This is a genomic window from Halpernia sp. GG3, from assembly GCF_052976925.2.
Genome location: NZ_JBRIIR020000009.1, coordinates 89,661 through 110,409, shown reverse-complemented (window position 1 = coordinate 110,409; position 20,749 = coordinate 89,661). Strand labels below are relative to the sequence as shown.

At 34.5% G+C, this 20,749-nt stretch carries 18 protein-coding genes; 8 read left to right on the top strand and 10 right to left on the bottom strand.

The window, feature by feature from the left end:
* Window positions 1-23: 23 nt before the first annotated feature.
* Window positions 24-326 carry a 30S ribosomal protein S18 gene (gene rpsR / locus ACVBED_RS03910; RefSeq protein WP_090078945.1) on the top strand — a complete coding sequence of 101 codons (303 nt, stop codon included), beginning with the start codon at window positions 24-26 and terminating at the stop codon, window positions 324-326.
* 64 nt (window positions 327-390) lie between these two features.
* Complete coding sequence (gene rplI / locus ACVBED_RS03905; RefSeq protein WP_447119629.1) at window positions 391-921, top strand: 50S ribosomal protein L9; 531 nt, start codon at window positions 391-393, stop codon at window positions 919-921.
* Window positions 922-1,060: 139 nt separating this feature from the next.
* On the opposite strand, the gene bglX is transcribed toward rplI, so the two are convergent.
* The 8 genes from bglX to ACVBED_RS03865 form a co-directional block, all read right to left on the bottom strand.
* Window positions 1,061-3,388 (bottom strand): beta-glucosidase BglX, encoded by a 2,328-nt coding sequence (gene bglX / locus ACVBED_RS03900; protein WP_473094537.1) that lies wholly within the window; start codon window positions 3,386-3,388, stop codon window positions 1,061-1,063.
* Window positions 3,389-3,536: 148 nt separating this feature from the next.
* Window positions 3,537-4,328 carry a carboxylesterase family protein gene (locus ACVBED_RS03895; protein ID WP_473094536.1) on the bottom strand — a complete coding sequence of 264 codons (792 nt, stop codon included), beginning with the start codon at window positions 4,326-4,328 and terminating at the stop codon, window positions 3,537-3,539.
* Between the two features lie 11 nt (window positions 4,329-4,339).
* Window positions 4,340-5,623: a glucoamylase family protein gene (locus ACVBED_RS03890; protein WP_473094535.1), complete on the bottom strand. Its 1,284-nt coding sequence runs from the start codon at window positions 5,621-5,623 to the stop codon at window positions 4,340-4,342.
* A 93-nt stretch (window positions 5,624-5,716) separates the two neighbouring features.
* The gene (locus ACVBED_RS03885; protein WP_473094534.1) at window positions 5,717-7,111 is read right to left on the bottom strand and encodes a glucoamylase family protein; all 1,395 of its coding nucleotides are present in this window, start codon (window positions 7,109-7,111) and stop codon (window positions 5,717-5,719) included.
* Window positions 7,112-7,160: 49 nt separating this feature from the next.
* The gene (locus tag ACVBED_RS03880) at window positions 7,161-8,144 is read right to left on the bottom strand and encodes a hypothetical protein (RefSeq protein ID WP_447119626.1); all 984 of its coding nucleotides are present in this window, start codon (window positions 8,142-8,144) and stop codon (window positions 7,161-7,163) included.
* 18 nt (window positions 8,145-8,162) lie between these two features.
* Window positions 8,163-9,629, bottom strand: a complete 1,467-nt coding sequence (locus ACVBED_RS03875; protein ID WP_447119624.1) for a RagB/SusD family nutrient uptake outer membrane protein — start codon at window positions 9,627-9,629, stop codon at window positions 8,163-8,165.
* Between the two features lie 17 nt (window positions 9,630-9,646).
* Entirely contained in the window at window positions 9,647-12,205 is a 2,559-nt protein-coding gene (locus tag ACVBED_RS03870) for a SusC/RagA family TonB-linked outer membrane protein (protein WP_447119769.1), read from the bottom strand.
* A gap of 3 nt (window positions 12,206-12,208) precedes the next feature.
* Window positions 12,209-12,430, bottom strand: a complete 222-nt coding sequence (locus tag ACVBED_RS03865; RefSeq protein ID WP_447119622.1) for a hypothetical protein — start codon at window positions 12,428-12,430, stop codon at window positions 12,209-12,211.
* A 128-nt stretch (window positions 12,431-12,558) separates the two neighbouring features.
* Here ACVBED_RS03865 and ACVBED_RS03860 point away from each other — a divergent pair, with 128 nt between their 5' ends.
* From ACVBED_RS03860 to ACVBED_RS03835, 6 genes are all read left to right on the top strand, one after another.
* The gene (locus tag ACVBED_RS03860; protein WP_447119621.1) at window positions 12,559-13,242 is read left to right on the top strand and encodes a DUF4197 family protein; all 684 of its coding nucleotides are present in this window, start codon (window positions 12,559-12,561) and stop codon (window positions 13,240-13,242) included.
* Complete coding sequence (locus tag ACVBED_RS03855; RefSeq protein ID WP_473094533.1) at window positions 13,243-13,794, top strand: ferritin; 552 nt, start codon at window positions 13,243-13,245, stop codon at window positions 13,792-13,794. It begins immediately after the preceding gene.
* Window positions 13,795-13,841: 47 nt separating this feature from the next.
* On the top strand, window positions 13,842-14,147 hold the full coding sequence (locus ACVBED_RS03850) for a DUF493 family protein (protein WP_447119617.1): 306 nt from the start codon (window positions 13,842-13,844) through the stop codon (window positions 14,145-14,147).
* Window positions 14,148-14,389: 242 nt separating this feature from the next.
* Window positions 14,390-17,149: a TonB-dependent receptor gene (locus tag ACVBED_RS03845; RefSeq protein ID WP_473094532.1), complete on the top strand. Its 2,760-nt coding sequence runs from the start codon at window positions 14,390-14,392 to the stop codon at window positions 17,147-17,149.
* 12 nt (window positions 17,150-17,161) lie between these two features.
* Window positions 17,162-18,553, top strand: coding sequence for a hypothetical protein (locus ACVBED_RS03840; protein ID WP_473094531.1), 1,392 nt, complete (start codon window positions 17,162-17,164; stop codon window positions 18,551-18,553).
* 269 nt (window positions 18,554-18,822) lie between these two features.
* Window positions 18,823-19,716, top strand: a complete 894-nt coding sequence (locus ACVBED_RS03835; RefSeq protein ID WP_447119610.1) for a TIGR01777 family oxidoreductase — start codon at window positions 18,823-18,825, stop codon at window positions 19,714-19,716.
* A 33-nt stretch (window positions 19,717-19,749) separates the two neighbouring features.
* On the opposite strand, the gene ACVBED_RS03830 is transcribed toward ACVBED_RS03835, so the two are convergent.
* Together ACVBED_RS03830 and ACVBED_RS03825 are read right to left on the bottom strand one after the other, a co-directional pair.
* Entirely contained in the window at window positions 19,750-20,100 is a 351-nt protein-coding gene (locus ACVBED_RS03830; protein WP_473094530.1) for an arsenate reductase family protein, read from the bottom strand.
* A 5-nt stretch (window positions 20,101-20,105) separates the two neighbouring features.
* On the bottom strand, window positions 20,106-20,726 hold the full coding sequence (locus tag ACVBED_RS03825; RefSeq protein ID WP_473094529.1) for a deoxynucleoside kinase: 621 nt from the start codon (window positions 20,724-20,726) through the stop codon (window positions 20,106-20,108).
* Between the last annotated feature and the right edge of the window lie 23 nt (window positions 20,727-20,749).

Sequence of the window (20,749 nt, the reverse complement as noted above, 5' to 3'; positions counted from 1 at the left end):
TTAATCCTTAAAAACAAAAAGACATGGCAATAGATGATATGGCTCAACAAGCCGCAGCAGGTGGAGAATCTGAAATTAGATTTCTTACCCCAATTGATATCAATACAAAATCAGGAAAAAAATATTCCAGATTTGAAAAATTTGGTATTAAATATGTAGATTACAAGGACCCAGATTTCCTTTTACAATTTGTAAATGAGCAAGGTAAAATTTTACCAAGACGCTATACAGGAACTTCTTTGAAATACCAAAGAAAAGTATCTTCTGCAATCAAAAGAGCAAGACATTTGGCTTTAATGCCTTACGTAGCAGATTTACTAAAATAATATTTAACAAAAAAAATTGTTGGTTGTAATCTTACACCTAACTTTTAAAATAAAAAGGACAACAATGCAAATTATATTAAAAAAAGACGTAGAAAACTTAGGTTTAGAATTCGATACAATCGATGTAAAGCCTGGCTACGCAAGAAACTTTTTGTTACCGCAAGGTTACGCACTTCTAGCAACTCCTAAAAACAGAGCTTCTCTTGCAGAAACTTTGGAATCTAGAAAAGAAGAGGAAGCAAAATTAGTTGGCGATGCTAATAAAATAGTTGAGCAATTGAAAAAAATCAATATTATTATCGAAACTAAAGTTGGTTCTGGTGATAAATTGTTTGGCTCAATAAACAATTCAAATCTTTCTGAAGAACTTTCTAAAAAAGGTGTGAGTATTGATAAAAAATATATCAAAATTCCTGGAAATACGATCAAAAGAACTGGTAAGTATACTGCAAAAGTAAGATTACACAGAGATGTGGAATTTGATTATGACTTTGAAATAATCTCTGATGCGCCACCAGTAGTTGAAAAACCTAAAGCAGCACCTGCTCCGAAAAAAGCAGAAGTTTCTGAAGGAACCACTTCTGAAGAAGCATAAGATTCACTTCTTATAAAACTAAAACCGTCCTGACATTTTTGTCAGGACGGTTTTTTTTGAGAAATTTTTATTATTTGGAAACTATATCATGGTTTAGAATGTTTACAGAGTTTTAAATTTCAGCATTTTACACATAATATTATTTCTGCCAATTAATTCTAACCATTTTTACATCATGCGAATTAGTGCCGATCATAATATCAAAATCCCCAGCTTCCCAATCGTATTTTAAATCGCTGTTGTAAAATTTTAAATCTTCAGGTGAAATTGCGAATGTCACTTTTTTACTTTCACCAGCTTTTAAATAAATTTTCTGGAAACCTTTTAGTTCCTTTACTGGTCGGGTCACGCTCCCAACTAAATCTCTAATATAAAGTTGCACTACTTCTGCTCCATCATATTTCCCGGAATTTGTTAATAAAACACTCGCTTCAATTTTTGTACTTCCTTTTGGTTTTAAGTTTGAAACTTTAAAATCAGAGTAATCAAATTTGGTATAACTTAAACCAAATCCGAAGGGATAAAGTGGCGTATTGCATTCATCAATATAGTTTGATTTATACCTTTCAAACTCACATTTATCCGTTTTTTCTTCACTCAAAGGTCTTCCGGTATTTTTATGATTGTAATAAATTGGAACTTGACCTAAACTTCTGGGGAAAGTGACGGGCAATTTTGCTGATGGATTAACCTTTCCAAACAAAACATCTGAAATTGCATTCCCTGCTTCCGAACCCGGAAACCAAACATTCAAAATAGCGTCTGGCAAGTCTTTTATATTAGATAAAGCCAAAGGTCTTCCAGTTAAAAGTACCATCACAATAGGTTTACCCAGCTTTTTTAGTTCTTTTAATAAATCAACTTGCGACTGCGGAATGGTAATTTCAGTTCGGGAAGAAGATTCACCGCTCATTTCTGAAGATTCACCAATTTCTAAAATAATAACATCAGATTTCTTCGCCACTTCAACTGCTTCCACTAAAATGACTTCTGGTGGACGGGAATCTCTGTCTGTTATTTTTCCATTAGCCGCATAAATTGATTCTAATTTTTCACTATAATCCACATTGGCACCTTTTGCAGATATAAATTTCACAGAACTTCCAAAGTTATTTTCTAAACCTTTCATAATAGAAACTGAGTTGGTTTGTTTCGCTCCCACACTCCAAGTTCCCGTCATGTTCACCGCATTATTCACCAACGGTCCAATTACAGCGATTGTTCCAGTAGGTTTTAGTGGTAGAATTTGATTGTCATTTTTTAATAAAACCATAGACTGCGCAGCTGTTGTTCGCGCTTGTTTTATATTTTGTACGCTATAAACTTCTTTCGCGGCTAATTCTACATTTCCATATTTGTATGGATTATCAAACAAACCCAAATCATATTTTGCATTTAAAATTCTAGTTGTGGCTAAATTTATTTCTGCTAAAGTTACTTTTCCTTCATCCAAAGATTTTTTTAAAGTGGTTAAAAAACCATCGCCTACCATATCCATATCCACCCCGGCTTTAAGTGCCAACGCAGAAACTTGCTGAAAATCTCCCATTCCATGTTCTGTCATTTCCGGGATTCCTGTATAATCTGAAACTACAAAACCTTTAAAACCCCACATTTTCCTTAAAACTTCCGTTTGAAGCCATTTACTTCCTGTTGCCGGAATTCCATCCACTTCATTAAAGGAAGCCATTGCAGACCCAACTCCTGCATCAACTGCGGCCTTGTAAGGTGGAAAATATTCGTTGAACATTCGAAGTCTGCTCATGTCTACCGTATTGTATTCCCGTCCTGCTTCTCCCGCGCCATAAAGGGCAAAATGTTTGACACAAGCTAGAATCGTGTTATCAGCTGCCAAATTTTTTCCTTGGTATCCGAACACCATCGCTTTGGCAATTTCACTTCCCAAATATGGATCTTCACCAGAACCTTCAGAAATCCTTCCCCATCTTGGTTCCCGAGAAATATCTACCATTGGTGAAAAAGTCCAACTTATTCCATCTGATGCAGCTTCATGCGCAGCAATTTGAGCAGATTTTTGAATTAAGTCCACATCCCAGGAAGAAGCCAGGCCTAGAGGAATTGGAAAAGTAGTTTCATAACCGTGAATAATATCCATTCCAAAGATTAAAGGAATTTTCAAACGGCTTTGTTCCACCGCAATTTTTTGTACAGCGATAATTTTTTCTGCCCCTTTAATGTTGAACAATCCACCAACCAAACCTTCTTTTATTTTTTGTGCGATATTGGAACTTTTGGCTTGTCCAGTTGCAAAATCACCAGAAGTAGGAAGATTCATTTGTCCTAATTTTTCTTCTAACGTCATTTTTGACAAGAGGTTTGAGACAAATTTATCTTTTTTTATTTGATAGTCTTTTGTCTCATAACTTTGTACAGGTTTCGTTTCTATTTCCTGTGCAGAATAGCAAGTTGCAAGTGCCAAATATGCAGCGATCATTATCTTTTTCATAGATAGGTATTTATTGTCTTGATTTGTCAAATGAAATCGCCAGCCTAAAGTAATTTTTATCTTCAAAATTTTGAGTTAGCGATTTTATTGTTTTATCTTGTTATATGAGAAATAAAAATTTCTTTTATTTAATTATATGCCGAGCGCATTATTTGAAAACTAATTTCTGGGCAAATAGCCAATCATAAAATTTTGGATCAGAATAAGTGGAATCCCAAGAATTATGATTGTCATTTTCAAAGATGGTATAATGAACGTTTTTATCACAAGTTTTTAATTTTTGATACATTGTGGTGCTATTTTCCAAGGGAACGACGTCATCCAAAGCTCCATGGAAAATCCAGATGGGTTTTTCTGCGAGTTGTTGACAGGCGCGGTCTAAAGTTGGACGATTCATCGGTGCGCAAACCGGTGCGATTGCAGCGAATAATTCTGGATGTTCATCCGCTAATTTCCAACTTCCCCAGCCACCCATAGAAAGTCCCGTAAGATAAATTCTACTCTTATCTATGTTGTAGTTTTTAACAATGTTTTCTAATAACTTATAAATAGCTTTAGTATCCCAATACTTACCTACTGGGCATTGCGGTGCTAAAATTGCGACGTCCTCCTTCATTAAATTTTTGTTAGTGAAAGGACTGTGGGCTTTTACTCTATCTAAATCCTCACCACGCTCTCCCGAACCGTGAAGAAATAAAATTAATGGAAAGGGTTTTGAAATGTCTTTTGGTAAATCTAATATAAAATTAAGAGAAACATTTTCTCTAATTTCTATTTGAAAATTTTTACGGATTTCCTGGGATCTCAGCTGAGAAAATACTAAAAAAAACAAAAGTGTAACTAGCCCCGATGGAAGCGGTATCCTTTTTTTGCCCGAGCGAAGCGAGCGCAAAAAAAGATATAGCGGACAGCGGGAAATAGCTCCTAAAAAAAAATTCATAAATGAGTATTTTAATTAATGTGATGCTGCGTTGATTTAAATCCCAATTTTTGCAGACCAGCTCTAATTTCTGGTGCATTCATAAATAAATCCCAAAGAAAACCGGTGCGGTAGTTTTCTATCATTGGGTTGATAGTGCCCTGATCTATTGCAAGATATTTTTTGGCTACCCAATTATTAAAATTGATGGAAGTAGCATCAAATGGACCCGCAACACCGACAAATTCTGGTTTTTCTTTGTAGATAAATTTTAGAAAATCCATTGATTTTTCTGGCGTGTACGGAAAACTGCTAAGTGCGGCCGTTGGACTAATTACGCCTTTATCGTTGATTGGCGAATGTGCAGTGTAACCAACGGAACCATCGTCATCTCTAGTGTAACTTGCGGTTAAACCCCAATAATTTTTACTGTAACCTTTCCAGTTTTTTGGATTTTCTACACAGTAATTATAATTTATCAGGACCTGGTTTCTATTTAAATCAAAATAATTTTTCACATATTTATCTGATAAACCCCGAGGATCTAAACCCAAATAGGAATAGTGCGACCAAAAGAGAGGACCGCCATATTCTTCTGATCCATTGTGTTTTACGAAAAGCGGTAAATTATATTTGGTTTTATCTGTCGTGTAAGTTCCGTTTCTGCCCCAACCTTTTTCATACGTTTCTTTATCTATGGAATAGGTGGGTGACGATCCGGCTAAAACATATGTAATTAAACATTCATTATAGCCTTGTAGCGGGAAATTCATCTCCCAATTATACTGCTGCGACCAATGCCAATATAATACCTTTTCACCACCTTTCGTATACCAATTCCATTCTACACCGCGCCAAAGCTGATCACAATTTAAGGCTAATTTTTTTTCTTCTGAATTGCCGTTTTTAAAATATTCTCGAACACAAATAATTCCCTGCATTAAAAAAGAAGTTTCTACTAAGTCTCCGCCATTATCTTTTTTGCCAAAAGGAACCATTTTGCCTGTTTCGCCATTTATCCAATGGGAATAAGCGCCTTTAAACCGATCAGCTTTTTGTAAAAATTCAGTTATGTGGGTTAAACGTTTTACAGCTTCACTTCTAGAAATAAAACCCCGCTCAACACCAACTAAAATTGACATCAAACCAAACCCGGAGCCTCCAGTTGTAATTACGTTCGAATCATTGTAAGGATAGACACCGTCCGGATGGAATCTCTCCCGCGCTAAAAATGAATGCGGCTCCGCAAAATCCCAAAAATATTTTAAACTTTGTTTTTGAACTAAATTTAATAATTCGTGGTTTGAAAGGTTCATTTTATTCGTTTTGTTATCTTTTTGTGCTCTTAATGTGCAAGAAAAAATACATAAACCGAAAATGAAAAGTGACACAACATTTTTAATCATATTTTAAAAACCATATTTGGTGGAGTGAAAACCTAATTTTAATAGTCCTTGCCTCACTTCAGGTGCATTCATAAATAAATTCCAAATAAAACCTGTTTTGTAATTTTCTACCATCGGCGCAATTGGCCCTTGGTCTATTGCTAAATATCTTGGTGTAACCCAGTTATATTGTTGCGAATAAGCATCATAGGGACCCGCTGTACCAATGTATTTGGAAAAATTTTCATTATATAAAAACTTTAATTCATTCATGCTTTCTGCAGGAGTGTAAGGAAAACTTGAAAGTGCGGCGGTTGGCGAAATAACTCCTAAATCATTGTTTGGTGCGTGTGCAGAATAACCCGTAGAACCATCTGCGTTTCTTGAATAGCTAGCTGTTAAACCCCAACTCTTCGAAGAATAACCCAAAAAATTTTTAGGATTTGTGACACAATATTGGTACATGATCTTGGCATGATTTGTCACCACATCACCATAATTTAGATTTTGATCTGTTAAGCCATTTGGATCTAGCCCCAGAAAAGAATAATGAGAAAAAAACATCGGACCAACATTTCCCGTTGCACCCGAGTGATTTGCCAAAACGGGAATTCCATATTGTGATGCATTATTTTTTATCATCCCATTACTACCCCAACCTTGATCGTAAACAGATTTTGCAATAGTATGTGTTGGTGATGACGCGGCTAAAACGTAGGTCATTAAAGTTTCATTGTAACCTTGTATTTTTAAATTAATCGCCCACTGATTATCGGGAGACCAATGCCAATATAACACATTTTGATTACCCTGTGTATACCAATCCCACTCAACGCCCTTCCAGAGAATGTCTGCTTTAGTCGCTAAACCAAGTTCAGCAGGGTCTGTAGCGTTTTTGAAATACTCCCTGATACAAATCAAACCTTGTGTAAGAAAAGCAGTTTCTACCAAATCTCCACCATTATCCAAATTCCCAAAAGGAACTACTTTTCCAGTCACACCATTGATCCAGTGAGGCCATGCCCCGTGAAATCTATCAGCACTTCCTAAGAAATTTAAAGCAATTGTTAATCTTGAAACTGCTTCTGAACGTGGAATATATCCATTTTTAATACCAACTAAAATAGTCATCAGTCCAAAACCAGAGCCTCCAGTTGTGACTAAATTTGCATCTAAGCCAGGATTGTCTGTATGATATCTTTCCCGTGCTAATTTTGAATTACTTTCTGCATACTCCCAAAAATACTTTAATGGGTCTTTTTCAGCCAGCACTAGTAGTTCTGCTTCTGTATACTGGGTTGCGGAAGAAGGGGGATTTCCACCACCAAGTGGTGTACCGCCGCCAGTTGGAGTAACAACTGAACCTGAACAAGAAGTTAGAAATAATGCTGAAATAAAAAAAACTGAATAAATTTTCATAATAATATTTTAAAAAAAAGAGCCAAATCATGGCTCTTCTCTGGTTTATTTAGCGGCCATCTTTTTCCAGTTTGTAAATTGCAGAAACTTCCGCACCTGAAAGTGCAGAACTATAGATCCTAAACTCATCTAACATTCCTGCATAACTTGTTGCCCAATCCTGCTGGGAACCATTATTTAAAGGTGGCATAGTTTCAAAAGCATGGGAACCGAAAACTACCTTTCCGTTGGTTCCAACCATTTTAAAGTCACCGTAACCGGGTGCATTATTTGGATTATTTGCACCACCGGGATCTTGGGCGAACCATTTTGCTGAACCATTGGTCGCTCCACCTGCAGGCGAAAAAGCAAAACCATCTAAATTTACGGCTGGATCTCCATTTTTATAACATCTCACAGTACTTGTCTTTGAATCGTAAGCAAATACAACATGTATCCATGTATTTTTACTGTTATCAATATTCATTATAACGCCCTGACTTCCCCATTGGACTCCAGATCTGCCATTTTCCACACCTAATTTTAAACGAAGCCGATCTGGTTTACTTCCATCAGGATTTTCTAAAAAAACATTAATTCCACCCCAGAATTCTGTAGGTCTAACTATTGAAAATATTCCTTGCGCCCCTTTTCCCTGACCTGGTGTCGCTGGATCTACGGTTCCTGCACTGTTCATCCAAAAAGCAATTGTAAAACTATTTAACCCAGTTACGGGTATTCCTGCATTACCAATAAAATAACGCATTTCATCACTTGAACCTTGATAAGCATTTCCCTTTGCACCAGAGGTATATTTTACATTAGTGGGTGAAGCATTAAGAATATTCCCAACTTTATCAGTCAGATTATTTTCAAAACTATATTTTGCTACTAAATTTCCTGAAGCCACTGCATCTGAATTTTCGTAACCTCCAATTGCTGCGTAGGCAACAGGATTGTTGGTATTATCAATACTATCGCCAGCACAGCTTATAAATAATGAAGCAATCATTAAAGAAGAGAAGGCATATTTAAAATATTTTGTGTGTGTCATTTTTTTTAAATTAAAAAATTAATAGCCATTATTTTGCATTGTTAGGCCTTTTGCTTCTGAAATAAAACTTTGTGGGAAAGGAAAAACTTCATTTTTACCGACCGTAAATGTCTTACCATTAGCAGACATTGCTGCTGCCGCTTGACCTGTTCTAATTAAATCAAACCATCTGTCATGCTCAAAAGCCAACTCTAGCCGTCTTTCTTTATAAACTGCAACTCTCATATCTGCTTGAGTAACTGCCGTGGTATTTGCTAAACCTGCACGAGTTCTGACAAGATTTAAAAATGGGGCCGCCGCAGAAGTTAAAGTTAATTCATTCATCGCTTCGGCTTTCATTAGCAAAACTTCAGAATATCGCAAGTATCTAATATCTGCGTCAGAATCATCATCACCGCTAAAAGCAGAGGAATATGCTTTGTAACTATAGTAAGGATTTTCTACCGTGGACGGAACCACTCTACCATCGTACAAAGTCGAATTTCTAAAAATAATAGTTGCATTTCGCCTCACCGTATCTCCTTGAGCATTGTAAGCATCTACTAAACTTTGAGAAGGCGTATTAAAACCCCATCCCCAGCCGCCCGCGCCTCTTGCTCCTTGGGTTTGAGAATATTGCTGAATTCCTGGTTGATCTTGCCCTCCTTTTCCCTGAATTTCGAAAATAGATTCCTGATTATTTTCCCCAGTAATTTTATAGATGTCAGCAAAAGTCGGCGTCAGAGAATAGCCAGTAATTAAGTTACAATTATCTACAACTTGCTGCCATTTTTTTTGATAAAGAGAAACTTTCGCAAGTAAAGCATACGCTGCTCCCTTCGACGCCCGGCTAACATTTGCCCCAGAATAAGCACTTTTATCTGGTAAAGAAGCTATAGCGTCTTTTAAATCTTTTTCAATAAAGGCATAAACTTCCTCTTTCGTTTTTTTCGTTAAAAGCATTGTTCTATCGTTGCTATCGGAAGGATTTGGTACATGATCAACAATTGGAACTCCGCCAAAACAGCGTACCAAAGTAAAATATTCAAAAGCTCGTAAAAATTTAGCTTCACCAGTCAATCTATTTCTTAAATTTTGATTGGCATTTGTTAACAAAGGTAAGAATGCCAAAGCTTGGTTTGAGCGGTTAATTGCTTGATAATTTCCTTCAAAAACATCTTGAAAAGAAGGCATTGACGCATTAAAATTTAAGGCATCTAGTAAATCTTTATCAGAACCGCTATCACCTGGAGATGAGCCTTTATCAGCATCATCTGAGGTAATGCTGGAAATACCGATCCAAGGAAATGAGCTCATATTAAAATCTAAAAATTTAGCGTAGCAAGCTGTTACAAAACTCTCTGCGCCTGCATCATTATTATACAGCGATATATCTTGCGCAGATATTGCTTCTGTTGGTTTTACATCAAGAAAATCCCGGCTACAACTTTGATTAATGGCAGCACCCATCAAAAGCGCTGAGACCAATATTATTTTTTTATTCATTTTGATAACTATTAAAATTAAAATTGAAGATTTAGTCCCAACACAAATGACCGAACTGTAGGATAAGCATCCAATTCTATCCCTGTATTTCCATATGGATTCCCATCTGCATTAAGTTCTGGTGAAAATCCAGAGAATTTTTGAAATATAAATGGATTTATGGCACTTACATAAAGACGCAGAGATTTTAGATAATCAACTGGTTTTGAAAGTGTATAGCCCAGAGTTAAATTATTTATTCTAAAAAAGTCGCCAGATTCTAAATAATAGTTTGAAGCGATTGGCACCGAATTAAATGGAGCAGGATTAGAAGATCCTGTATTTGTTGCAGAATAAAAATTTGTTGCCACATTATATTCTACGTTTTCGCCAGAAAATCTTTGCGCTTTTTTACCATTATAAACTTTTGAACCAAGCGTTCCATAGCCATTAGCAGAAAAATCCAATTTTTTATATTTAAACCCTACATTGATACCATAAGTGGAAGTTGGAACATAAGATCCGAAAAACTTACGGTCACTAGCATCGTCCGCACCCGTTTTTCCATTTCCATTTGTATCTGTATAGGTAAAATTTCCACTCGCATCCTTACCGGAAACTTCCCACAGATAAAAACTACCTAAAGGATGACCCACTGCAGATTGGTCTAATAATTTGGTGTATTGACCATTTCCTAAACCACCACCACGAATTGGGCTGACATTGGAACTACTTAAATTGGTAAGTTCATTTTTATTGTAAGAATAATTTCCGCTTACATTATAACTGAAATTTTCGTTTATTTTTCCGTCATAGCTCAGCATTCCTTCTAAACCTCTATTTCTTACCGAACCTAGAGGAGATAATCCACTATTAGAAATGCCTGAAGTTGAAATTGGTATTGCAGCTAAAATAATATTTTTAGTTTCTCTATTGTAAACATCAAAACTACCTTTTATTTTTCTGTTTAAAATCTCAAAATCTAAACCAGCACTACTTTCTTCGGTAATTTCCCACGTTAGATTAGGATCAAAAATCTTATCAATCGTTACTCCACTATTGTTAGGTGAATTATTAAAAGAATAATTATAACTGGTTCCCGTAGCAAAAGGTAAATAATTAGTTGGTATATTTTGGTTTCCTAATCGTCCCCATCCGCCACGAAGTTTTAATAAACTAAACAATGAATTGTCTTTTAAGAAATTTTCTTTAGAAATTATCCAGCCCGCACCAAATGCGGGAAAAGTTCCCCATTTCTGACCTTCAGAAAACTGGGAAGAACCATCTCTCCTTATTGTTGCCGTCAATAAATACTTATCCATCAGCTTATATTGCGCTCTTGCAAAATATGAATTGGTTGTGTTTTTATTCCCATTAACACTTGTAAAAGATAAAAGCTGATCCAGGTAATTGGTTCCTGCAACGTCATAATAATTACTATTTCCAACTACATTTTTACGAAGATAATCCAAAGAGTTTGTGCCATCTTTTACGGTGGCTTCAGTTCCGACGGTAGCTTCAATGTTATGAATGCCAAATTTCTTAGAATAAGTAAAATAATTTGTCAGTACCCAATTAAAATAATCTTGTCTGCTGTTGCTAAGAAGATTGGTGTAGTTCGGCGCAGGTTGTCCTATTAACCTTTGCTGTCCGTCAAAATTGTAAGATTTAAAATTGTAATATTCACCAGAAAATTGGGAAGAAAATTTTAAATCTTTTATAATATCAATATCTACTTTTAAACCACCCTGCATTAAATATGATTTTTGTCTCTCATCATTAAAAGCCAACTGAGCCACAGGATTACCAACATTATTAAACTGAGAATTTCCAGTAGGCGACGCAAATCCGTCCGCTCCAACGATAGAAACACCATACTGTCCATCTGGGAAAAATACGGGAACAATCGGTGATTGTTTGTAAGCGTTCGTAAAAGCACTTAGAGGTTTTGGCGTTATGTTGCTAAATGTCACACTGATATTTTGAGTGACTACAATTCCTTTTCTAATTTTAAATTCATTATTCGTACGGACGGTTGTTCGGTTATAGTCTGTACCGTTCAAAATTGATTTTTCTTCATAATTACTCAAACTAAGAAAGTATTTAGCACTTTCAGAGGCACCGGATAGTGAAACGTTGTGACTATTATAAGTTCCAGTTCTGGTAATTTCTTTAAACCAATCAGTATTAACCGGTTGATCCTGCGAAAATTTAGTTGCGCCTAATGCAGTATTTGTATAATAGGAAAATATATTACTTCCTGCCATTTTCACCCTTTTTAAAGGTATTCTTACCCCTGCATATCCATCATATTCTACAGTGATTCCTTTTCCCCGTCCCGTTTTTGTAGTTATAATAATAACCCCATTTGCAGCTCTATTACCATAAATAGCTAAGGCTGAGGCATCTTTTAAAATATCATATGACAAAATATCATTACTATTGATATTATTTATATTGTCTACGAATAAACCGTCGACAACATAAAGCGGATTTCTACCTGAAAGTGCTGTGCCCAAACCTCTAATAATTACAGTTGGTGTAGAGCCCGGCAAATCTGAGGCGACAACAGTAACACCAGCCGCTTTACCTTGGATGGCTTATGTTGCGTTAAGTACTTTTGTTCTGTTTACTTCTTCGGAATTTATCGTACTAATGGAAGTGGTATTGTCCACTTTTTTTCTACTTCCATACCCAATCATTACTATTTCTTCTATTTTTTTCTCTTTGGTCAGGGTATCATTAATTTGCTGGGCATCTACAGACATGCCAAAATAGAATACAGCAACTAATGCAGACCACTTTAGGTTTTTTTGATTCATAAAAATAGGTTTTTGATGTTATAGTATCAAATGTAGACAATATTCTAGATATCCGTTAATATTTTGTTAAATTATGATATTACTTATGATAAAATGTCATTTGGCTTAAATTTTGAAAAAAAAATGTTATGAACAAAAAAATTTACTTGATTGCGGCAGTTTCTACTTTCACAATCGCCAGCACCGCCACGTCTTGCGTCGCATTGGTAAGTTCAGGTATCGGTTTGGCAATCTTAAAAAAAGTACTTTTGGGCGGCATTAACAAAGGTCTAAATATTTTCAGTGACAAACAAAGTTTTCTTCAAAATAATCTTATTGATCAGGCGATGCCAAGTCAGCTACGCGAAATAAATTCAACTTTAGAAAGTTTGGGTTTGAAAAATTTGGTTGCAAAGGAGAAAGATTATATCGCGCAAGCAGCAGTTTATACTGTAAATGTCTCAAGACCTATCCTTACAAATGCTGTTAATAATTTAACTCCAGATGATGCCGCAAGAATAGCCCAAGGCGGAACTGGAATCGCAACACAAATTTTAAGAGAACGTACAGAAAGTCAGCTAGTTGCTGCATTGACTCCTAAAGTTGATGAAAAATTAAACGAATTTGGAATTGTTAAGACAATAAATACCGCACTAAATGGTAGCAATTTATTAGGATCGCTATTAGGTCAAAAAAATTCTCAAAATCTTGCCTCAAATGGTCTTAGTAATTTCGCCACAAAACAGTTGGTAAATGGATTATTCAATATTATACAGAAGGATGAGACTGATAATACAAGTATGATTAAAAATGCAATAAATCAAAATAAATAAATGATTACTAATAGACTTTCAACAATTATGCAGTCAGCTTTAGTTGGCCAAATGACTAAAGAAGCACATGCTTCTCAAATATATTTATCTTATGGAATTTGGGCCGGCTCAAAAGGTTATAATGGTATTGCCAGTTTTCTTTTTAGACATTCTGCTGAGGAGCGCGATCATATGACAAAAATTATGGAGTACATTCTTGAGCGAGGCGGACGACCGCATATTGAAGCGATTCCGTTACCATTAAAGGATCCAAATAATTTAATGGAATGTTTTGATAAGATTTTTCAGCACGAAGTAGACAACACGTCTGCGATTTATAAATTGGTAGATTTATCTTTAGAACAAAAAGATTGGGCGACTTGGAATTTTGTGCAATGGTTTGTCAAAGAGCAAATTGAAGAAGAAAAAATAGCATTAGATTTAATAGATAAAATAAAAATAGCTGGCGGAAATCATGCTTCGGATGAATCGTTATTTATTTTAGACAAAACCTTGGGAGAATCTCCAGATTCTGTAACTTTAGCAAATTACATAGATTTAGAAAACTCATAAGAGTTAGGCTCTCATCGGAGACATTTTAAATTTTAAAAATAATTAATATGAATACTATAGGTCAAAATCAAAATGATGATCAAACTGCCTTTTATGCTTCGTTAAAAGAAAAATTAGAACAAACTCATGATTTTCCTGAAGATTATTTGTACAAATTTATAGTGACAAATGACCAGGCAAAACTAACGGAAATTTACCGTGTTTTCGATGGTACAAATTTTACAATGACCAATAGAGACAGCAAAAATGGGAAATACACTGCAATAAGTATTAATGCCTTTGTTTTAGATGCTGACCAAGTTATAAAAATTTATAAGGAAGTTGGTGTAATAGATGGCGTTATGATGCTTTGATAATATATTATTAAAAGATAAATTATCAATGAAATCCTCTTTTTTTTAAAATAAGCTTTATTATTATTAAAAGTTAAAATTAATCATTTGTTAACAAATGATTAATTAAATTTTATATTTTGTTAAAAAAAAGTTACTGTATTAATTTATAAACAATTCTTTGTTTTCAAAAACTGAATAAGCATCTATACTTTTACATTTGTACCGAAATTTTTTATTAAATATAAAATAATCGGTTAATTATGAATCTAAAAGTATCCTTATTCTTTATTTTTTTTGTTAATTTTTATTTTGCCCAAAGTATTTCTGGTATTGTGAAAGACAATATTACTGGAGAGGCCGTTGTGGGAGCAAAAGTAGAGCTAGATGGTCAGAAAGCAAATACCATCGTAAAATTAGATGGTTCTTTCAAAATAAAAAAAATTCTGCCAGGATCATACAATTTAAAAGTTTCATCACCGAACTATACAGATCTAGAAAAACAAATTACTGTTGAAGAGGATCAAAATATAAAAATAGAATTGATTTTGAATCCCAAGAACGAAAAATCAATAGAAACCGTAATTATAAATGGTTCAAGAGGATCTGATAGAAATATTCAGAACATTGAAAAAAATGCGGATCAACTGATGAATATTGTGTCTTCAAAAAATATTCAATTGATGCCAGATATTACTGTTGCAAATGTGCTGCAAAGAGTTTCAGGAGTGAATATTGACAGGAGCAGTACTGGCGAAGGACGATATCCAGTTATCCGAGGAATGGATAAAAGATTCAATAGTACTTTGGTAAATGGTATAAAAATACCAAGTCCCGATAATAAAAACAGATATGTTCCACTGGATTTATTCCCGTCCGAATTATTAGAAAGACTGGAAGTTATTAAATCTTTAACGCCAGATATGGAAGGTGATGCAATTGGTGGAACAATTAATTTAGTAATGAAAGATGCACCTAGTAGAGAATTAATAAACATTAATACCTCCGAAGGTTTCAGTTCTATTTTTACACAAAATCATCCTTTTTTATCTTTTAACCATGGTGTAATAAACAAAAAATCACCTTCCGAAGTAAATGGAGAAGATTACCATGCTGTTAGTTCAGATTTTCCTAGAGCAAATTTATCATACACTGATCGAGTAATGCCTCTTAATTATAATTTTGGTTTAACCTACGGAAATAGGTTCGGAAAGAATAAAAAATTCGGAGTACTACTTGCAGGAAGTTATCAAAATAATTTTAGAGGTTCCTCATCAATTTACATAAAACCCAATGCAGAACCGAATTCCGGAAATGTATCCACTTTTTCAGATATATTGGTAAGAAATTATTCTACACAGACTAAAAGATTGGGTATCAATGCAAAATTAGATTATCGTTTTAATTCTAAAAACAAAATAAGTCTTTATAATCTGTACACCACTTTAGATGAATTCCAGGCAAGACATTCTGTAGATTCTATATTTGCAATACAAAGAACAGGACCGGGAAGTGGAAATGTTCAAATTTTTGAAAGAACTTTCAGACAACTTCAACATATTTATAACACAACACTACAAGGAGATCATCAATTAACTGACAAATTAAAATTGGATTGGAGTGGTGTTTATTCGCGTGCCAAAAACGAGATGCCAGATTGGGCAGAATTTAGTTCATTGCACGCTGTATATCAAAATAAAATCGTTTCAGCAGATCAACTTCAAGGTATGGAAAGACAATGGACTCGAAATACAGATCAAGATCTATCGGGTTATATTAATTTCACCTATTCTCCAAAATTTTTCAGACTAAAATCAAGCTTTAAAGTAGGCGGAATGTACAGGCACAAGAAAAGGGATAATTATTTTAACTCCTATTCATTGACAGCAATTCTCAATCCTGACGGAAGCCCTCAAACTTTTACTAATATTTTTGATGCTAAATACGGATTTACAGGCACAAATACAGGTTTAGCAGGAGATCAAGGTGCAAATAATTATACATTTAATGAAGACATTGCCGCGGGTTATTTAATGGGTAAAATATTATTAACAGACAAATTGGAAATCTTAGGAGGCTTAAGAATAGAAAGTACCCAAGATAAGTATAACACTTTAGCAGCCAATAATTTTGATTATAAAGACGGTAGAATTTCTTACAAAGATGCCTTACCAAGCGCCCAATTAAAATATGAGATAAATAATCAGCAAAATATTAGAGCCTCCTATTACAAGGCAATTTCCCGACCTGGATTCTCAGATATTGTGCCTTTAAGAATTACTGGAGACGTTTATGACGAAGTAGGAAATCCCTTGATAAAAAGAACGCGATCCAGTAATTATGATTTACGATACTCCTATCTTTCAGGTGTTGCAAATCAGTTTTTGGTTGGTGCTTTCTATAAAAACATTATTGATCCCATTGAAACGACAGTGCAACACATTGGTAATCTACCAGGAAATATCGTATTGACTCCGTCTAATTTTGGCACGTCTGTTAACTATGGTTTCGAGGTAGTTTATTCAAAATATTTTGGAAACCTTGGGTTTTTAGCAAATTACACGTACACTCATTCCGAAATCACAACAAACAAATTACAACAAACAAGTAGCAATTTGCCAGAAATTGTTCAACAGAAAAGACCGATGCAAGGGCAAGCACAAAATATTGGAAATTTATCGGTAATATATAAAAATCCGAGATTGGGTTTTGACTCTCAATTGGCATTTGTTTATACGGGAGAACGAATTGCACAAGTAAGTGCTTTTAAAGATTTAGATTATTGGCAAAAGGCATACACCCAATTAGATCTTTCTTTAGAAAAAACGCTCAATAAAAATTTCTCATGTTTTATAAAAATTAATAATTTAACTAATTCTCCTTATGAATTATTTTTAAAACAACCCAATGTGTATCGCTCTGGAAAAGGTATTCTACCAATTCAGGATAGTGATAATAGAATCAATGTTCAAAGAGATTATTACAGATCCTCATTTTTATTTGGTGTAAGATTTAAAATGTAAAAACAAAAAATTATGAAAATTTCCTATCTATTTCTAGTCGGCATATTACTTTGTGGTATTTCGTGCTCCAGGTTCGAAGAAACCAAAACCGATCTTTACATACACACTGATGCACCCTCAAATCCTGTAAGTGATGCAGCACCATTGCACGGGAGCATAAAAGGAACTATGCTGAAAGGTAAAACCTATACCATTGATGCTGATGTATATATCAACAAATCTGATACACTTATCATTCAAGAAGGCGTACATGTAAATGTAATAAACAGTGCTGGAATCGTAGTGAAAGGAGTTTTTATAAGTCTTGGTACAAAAGAAGACCCCAACTGGATCACCGTTCCTAATGTCGTTAAAACTGATAATCCTGGTGCTGATGTAAACAGCGATCCGGCTTACAAAGGTCTATGGAAAGGTATTTTAGCATCCACAGATTGCCCTTTAATGGTTATAAAATGGACCCATGTGGAATTTGGAGGTGCAGCAGTCTTAGGGTTATTTTCAGATATAGGTTTCACATCTGGAAACAAAGGAGCTTACGATATTTATTTTCAAAATCCCAATGGATTATTTGTACTTGAAGATTCTTGGATTTATGGTTCAGTGGATGATCCTGTAAGAGTTCTAGGGGGCAGGGTTGAAATTTTCCGAAATACATTTGAAAAATGCGGTTATACGGGCGGTGAGGCTGTCAATTTGAAAGCTGGAGCTGTAGGAGATTTTGCGTATAATCTTTGTATCGGTATTGCTACTAATGGCCCAAAAGCTTCTAATAAATCTGCAACTACTGCACAAACCAATATGAGATTTTATAACAATACGATTGTAAATTGTGGTTTTAGAAGAGCAGATCCCGGAAGAGGAGGTTCTATAAATTATGAAGAGGGTGCTGCAGGAATGTATTACAACAATTTGATCGTAAATTGCAGATATGGCCCAAGAATAGTTCCCAATCCTATAGCGGATATTGCACACTTATTTTATGGCAGCACCTATCAATATACAGATGATGCAACTATGGCTTCCGAGTTTTATCCTCATGGTTATATTCAGATCCCACAAACCACAGATTTTCCAAAACCAAGTACATTTCTACCTAACAATTACCAACCTGGAGATGTTTACAGTGGTGCTGCAGTAGTGGGAATAAACAACCCTCTTTTCGTTAATGCTCCAGTTCCTATTCCGGCGGGACATCAAGCAATAGAGTACAGCGCTGTGCAAAATTTTAATTTTTCACTTAAACTTAATTCACCTTGTGTTGGTATTGGTTTTACAGCATTTAAAGCATTGGGTAATGAACAAAATTTTCCTATAAGTTTAAAATATGGGGCAACCGAAATCACACCTCCGGGAAAGGACATAGGCGCTTATCAAATAAATGGAGCAGGAAATAAACACTTTTAATTAATTTATTTACATTATGTATATCAGTTTTTAATTGTACGGCAAATATTTGTCGTGAAACTTTGCGGGATGAAACGCCTTTGCGCATTTGAACTCAACAAAAAGCTAGAAAACATTAGCGTTCTTTGTGTTCAAAAATTAATTATGATACACTAAAAATATTCAAATAGTAAATTTAACAAGATTATTATTCATAATTTAGCCTCAGTTATTTTTAAACTTATTTCCTTAAAAAAACTTTGATTACCGTAATCTTATAATATTTAAAATTGAAAATATTAATTACCGGCGCAACTGGTTTAGTTGGGACAGATTTAGTTAAAAAATTTCGTGCAAGAAATCACGAAGTTAATAGCCTGGTTCGCAAAAAAACAGGGGCTGAAAATGAATTTCTTTGGAATCAAAAGAAAGGAGACATTGATGAAAAAGCCTTTGATGGAATTGATTCAATTATTCATCTAGCTGGCGCAAGTGTCGGTGAAAGATGGACTGAAGATTATAAAAAGGAACTTTACTCCAGTAGAATTGATACGGCCCATCTTCTATTCAAAACATGTATAAAATTAGAGATAAAGTTAAAATCTTACATCGCTGCATCAGGTATTAATTACTATGGAACTTACACTTCAGACGGAATATTAACGGAAAATAATCAGGTAATGCACCAAGATTTTCTTTCAGAATTATCTGTTGCGTGGGAAAATTCAGCAGATGAATTCTCCTCAATTTCGGAAAAAATAGTTTGGTTAAGAACTGCAATGGTTTTGTCTGAAAAAGGTGGAAGCTTCCCAATGCTAAAAAATATTGTCGATTATAATATTGGGTCTACAATCGGTTCGGGAAAACAGTGGTTGAACTGGATTCATCTGGAGGATTTAGTAAACATGTACATTGTTGCAGTTGAAAAAACTGAAATTAATGGTAAATACAATGCAGTTGCTGATGAGATTCCTACCAATGAAGAATTTATGAAAGCCCTCTCAAAAGCAGAAAATAAATTATTTTTGCCGATAAATGTTCCTGGTTTTTTGATGAAATTGATTCTTGGGGAAATGTCAGAAATTATATTAACTGGAACAAGAGCCACCAATCAGAAAATAAAAAATACTGGATTTAATTTTAAATACAATACTATTAGCCAAGCGTTTGAAGACCTACTTTAAATTTATTTTCAGTTTAAAGTATCTTTATTTTTTTTAATGCTCTATAAAATATTTTACATTTTCTAAAGGTCTTCCGATCATCGCAATTTTTCCTTTAATTAAAATCGGTCTTTGGATTAAATTGGGATGGAGAAATAAAATATCAATTAATTCATCATTGGAAAGCGCTTCTAAATTTAGATCTAAGCTTTTAAACTCTTTTTCGTTTCGTCTAAATATTTCTGTAGGTGTACAATTTAGTTTTTTTAAAACTGTCTTGATTTCCAATTTCGAAAGTGGATTTGCTATAAAATCAATGATTTCAAACTTTACATTATTCTCATCCAGATACTCCAAAATTGTTTTTGATTTTGAACAAGAATTGTTATGTAAGATCTTAATCATAATATTTAAAATAAACCGTTGAGTTCCGCGTCAATACGCTCTAAAACAAAACCAAAATCCTCGGGATTTGAAACGAAATCTAAATCATTAACATCGATTACCAATAATTTTCCTTCACTGTAACCGTTGATCCATTTATCGTATTTTTTATTTAATTTCTGTAGATAATCAATACTCATTTCTGCTTCATAATCACGACCTCTTTTCGCAATTTGCTTAACTAAAGTAGGAATTTCAGCTTTCAAGTAAATCAGCAAATCTGGTGCCGAAACAAAACTTTTCATTAAGTTGAAAACGGTATTATAATTATTAAAATCCCTTTCAGACAAGAGATTCATTTCGCTTAAATTCTCGGCAAAAATATAAGCGTCTTCATAAATAGTTCTATCCTGAATCACACTTTTTCCACTTTCGCGGATTTCCTTTACCTGGCGAAATCTGCTTCCCAAGAAATAAATTTGCAAAGCAAAACTCCACTGCGACATATCTTTGTAAAAATCTTCTAAATAGGGATTTTGATCTAGATCTTCGTAACTGGGCCTTCCCGATTGTAATGCTTCGCCATATATTTGTTGTTTGATGGTTGTTTTTCCCGCGCAAATATTTCCTGTAACCGCAATGTGCATGTGTAATTATTTAAGAGTAATAA

What these genes read in the sequence shown, in the direction of transcription:
- ACVBED_RS03850 (WP_447119617.1), top strand. Translation starts at nt 13,842, where the DNA reads ATGAATACTATAGGTCAAAATCAAAATGATGATCAAACTGCCTTTTAT.
- ACVBED_RS03855 (WP_473094533.1), top strand. Translation starts at nt 13,243, where the DNA reads ATGATTACTAATAGACTTTCAACAATTATGCAGTCAGCTTTAGTTGGC.
- ACVBED_RS03845 (WP_473094532.1), top strand. Translation starts at nt 14,390, where the DNA reads ATGAATCTAAAAGTATCCTTATTCTTTATTTTTTTTGTTAATTTTTAT.
- ACVBED_RS03890 (WP_473094535.1), bottom strand. Translation starts at nt 5,623, where the DNA reads ATGAACCTTTCAAACCACGAATTATTAAATTTAGTTCAAAAACAAAGT.
- ACVBED_RS03895 (WP_473094536.1), bottom strand. Translation starts at nt 4,328, where the DNA reads ATGAATTTTTTTTTAGGAGCTATTTCCCGCTGTCCGCTATATCTTTTT.
- ACVBED_RS03830 (WP_473094530.1), bottom strand. Translation starts at nt 20,100, where the DNA reads ATGATTAAGATCTTACATAACAATTCTTGTTCAAAATCAAAAACAATT.
- rpsR (WP_090078945.1), top strand. Translation starts at nt 24, where the DNA reads ATGGCAATAGATGATATGGCTCAACAAGCCGCAGCAGGTGGAGAATCT.
- ACVBED_RS03880 (WP_447119626.1), bottom strand. Translation starts at nt 8,144, where the DNA reads ATGACACACACAAAATATTTTAAATATGCCTTCTCTTCTTTAATGATT.
- rplI (WP_447119629.1), top strand. Translation starts at nt 391, where the DNA reads ATGCAAATTATATTAAAAAAAGACGTAGAAAACTTAGGTTTAGAATTC.
- ACVBED_RS03885 (WP_473094534.1), bottom strand. Translation starts at nt 7,111, where the DNA reads ATGAAAATTTATTCAGTTTTTTTTATTTCAGCATTATTTCTAACTTCT.
- ACVBED_RS03825 (WP_473094529.1), bottom strand. Translation starts at nt 20,726, where the DNA reads ATGCACATTGCGGTTACAGGAAATATTTGCGCGGGAAAAACAACCATC.
- ACVBED_RS03840 (WP_473094531.1), top strand. Translation starts at nt 17,162, where the DNA reads ATGAAAATTTCCTATCTATTTCTAGTCGGCATATTACTTTGTGGTATT.
- ACVBED_RS03860 (WP_447119621.1), top strand. Translation starts at nt 12,559, where the DNA reads ATGAACAAAAAAATTTACTTGATTGCGGCAGTTTCTACTTTCACAATC.
- bglX (WP_473094537.1), bottom strand. Translation starts at nt 3,388, where the DNA reads ATGAAAAAGATAATGATCGCTGCATATTTGGCACTTGCAACTTGCTAT.
- ACVBED_RS03875 (WP_447119624.1), bottom strand. Translation starts at nt 9,629, where the DNA reads ATGAATAAAAAAATAATATTGGTCTCAGCGCTTTTGATGGGTGCTGCC.
- ACVBED_RS03865 (WP_447119622.1), bottom strand. Translation starts at nt 12,430, where the DNA reads ATGAATCAAAAAAACCTAAAGTGGTCTGCATTAGTTGCTGTATTCTAT.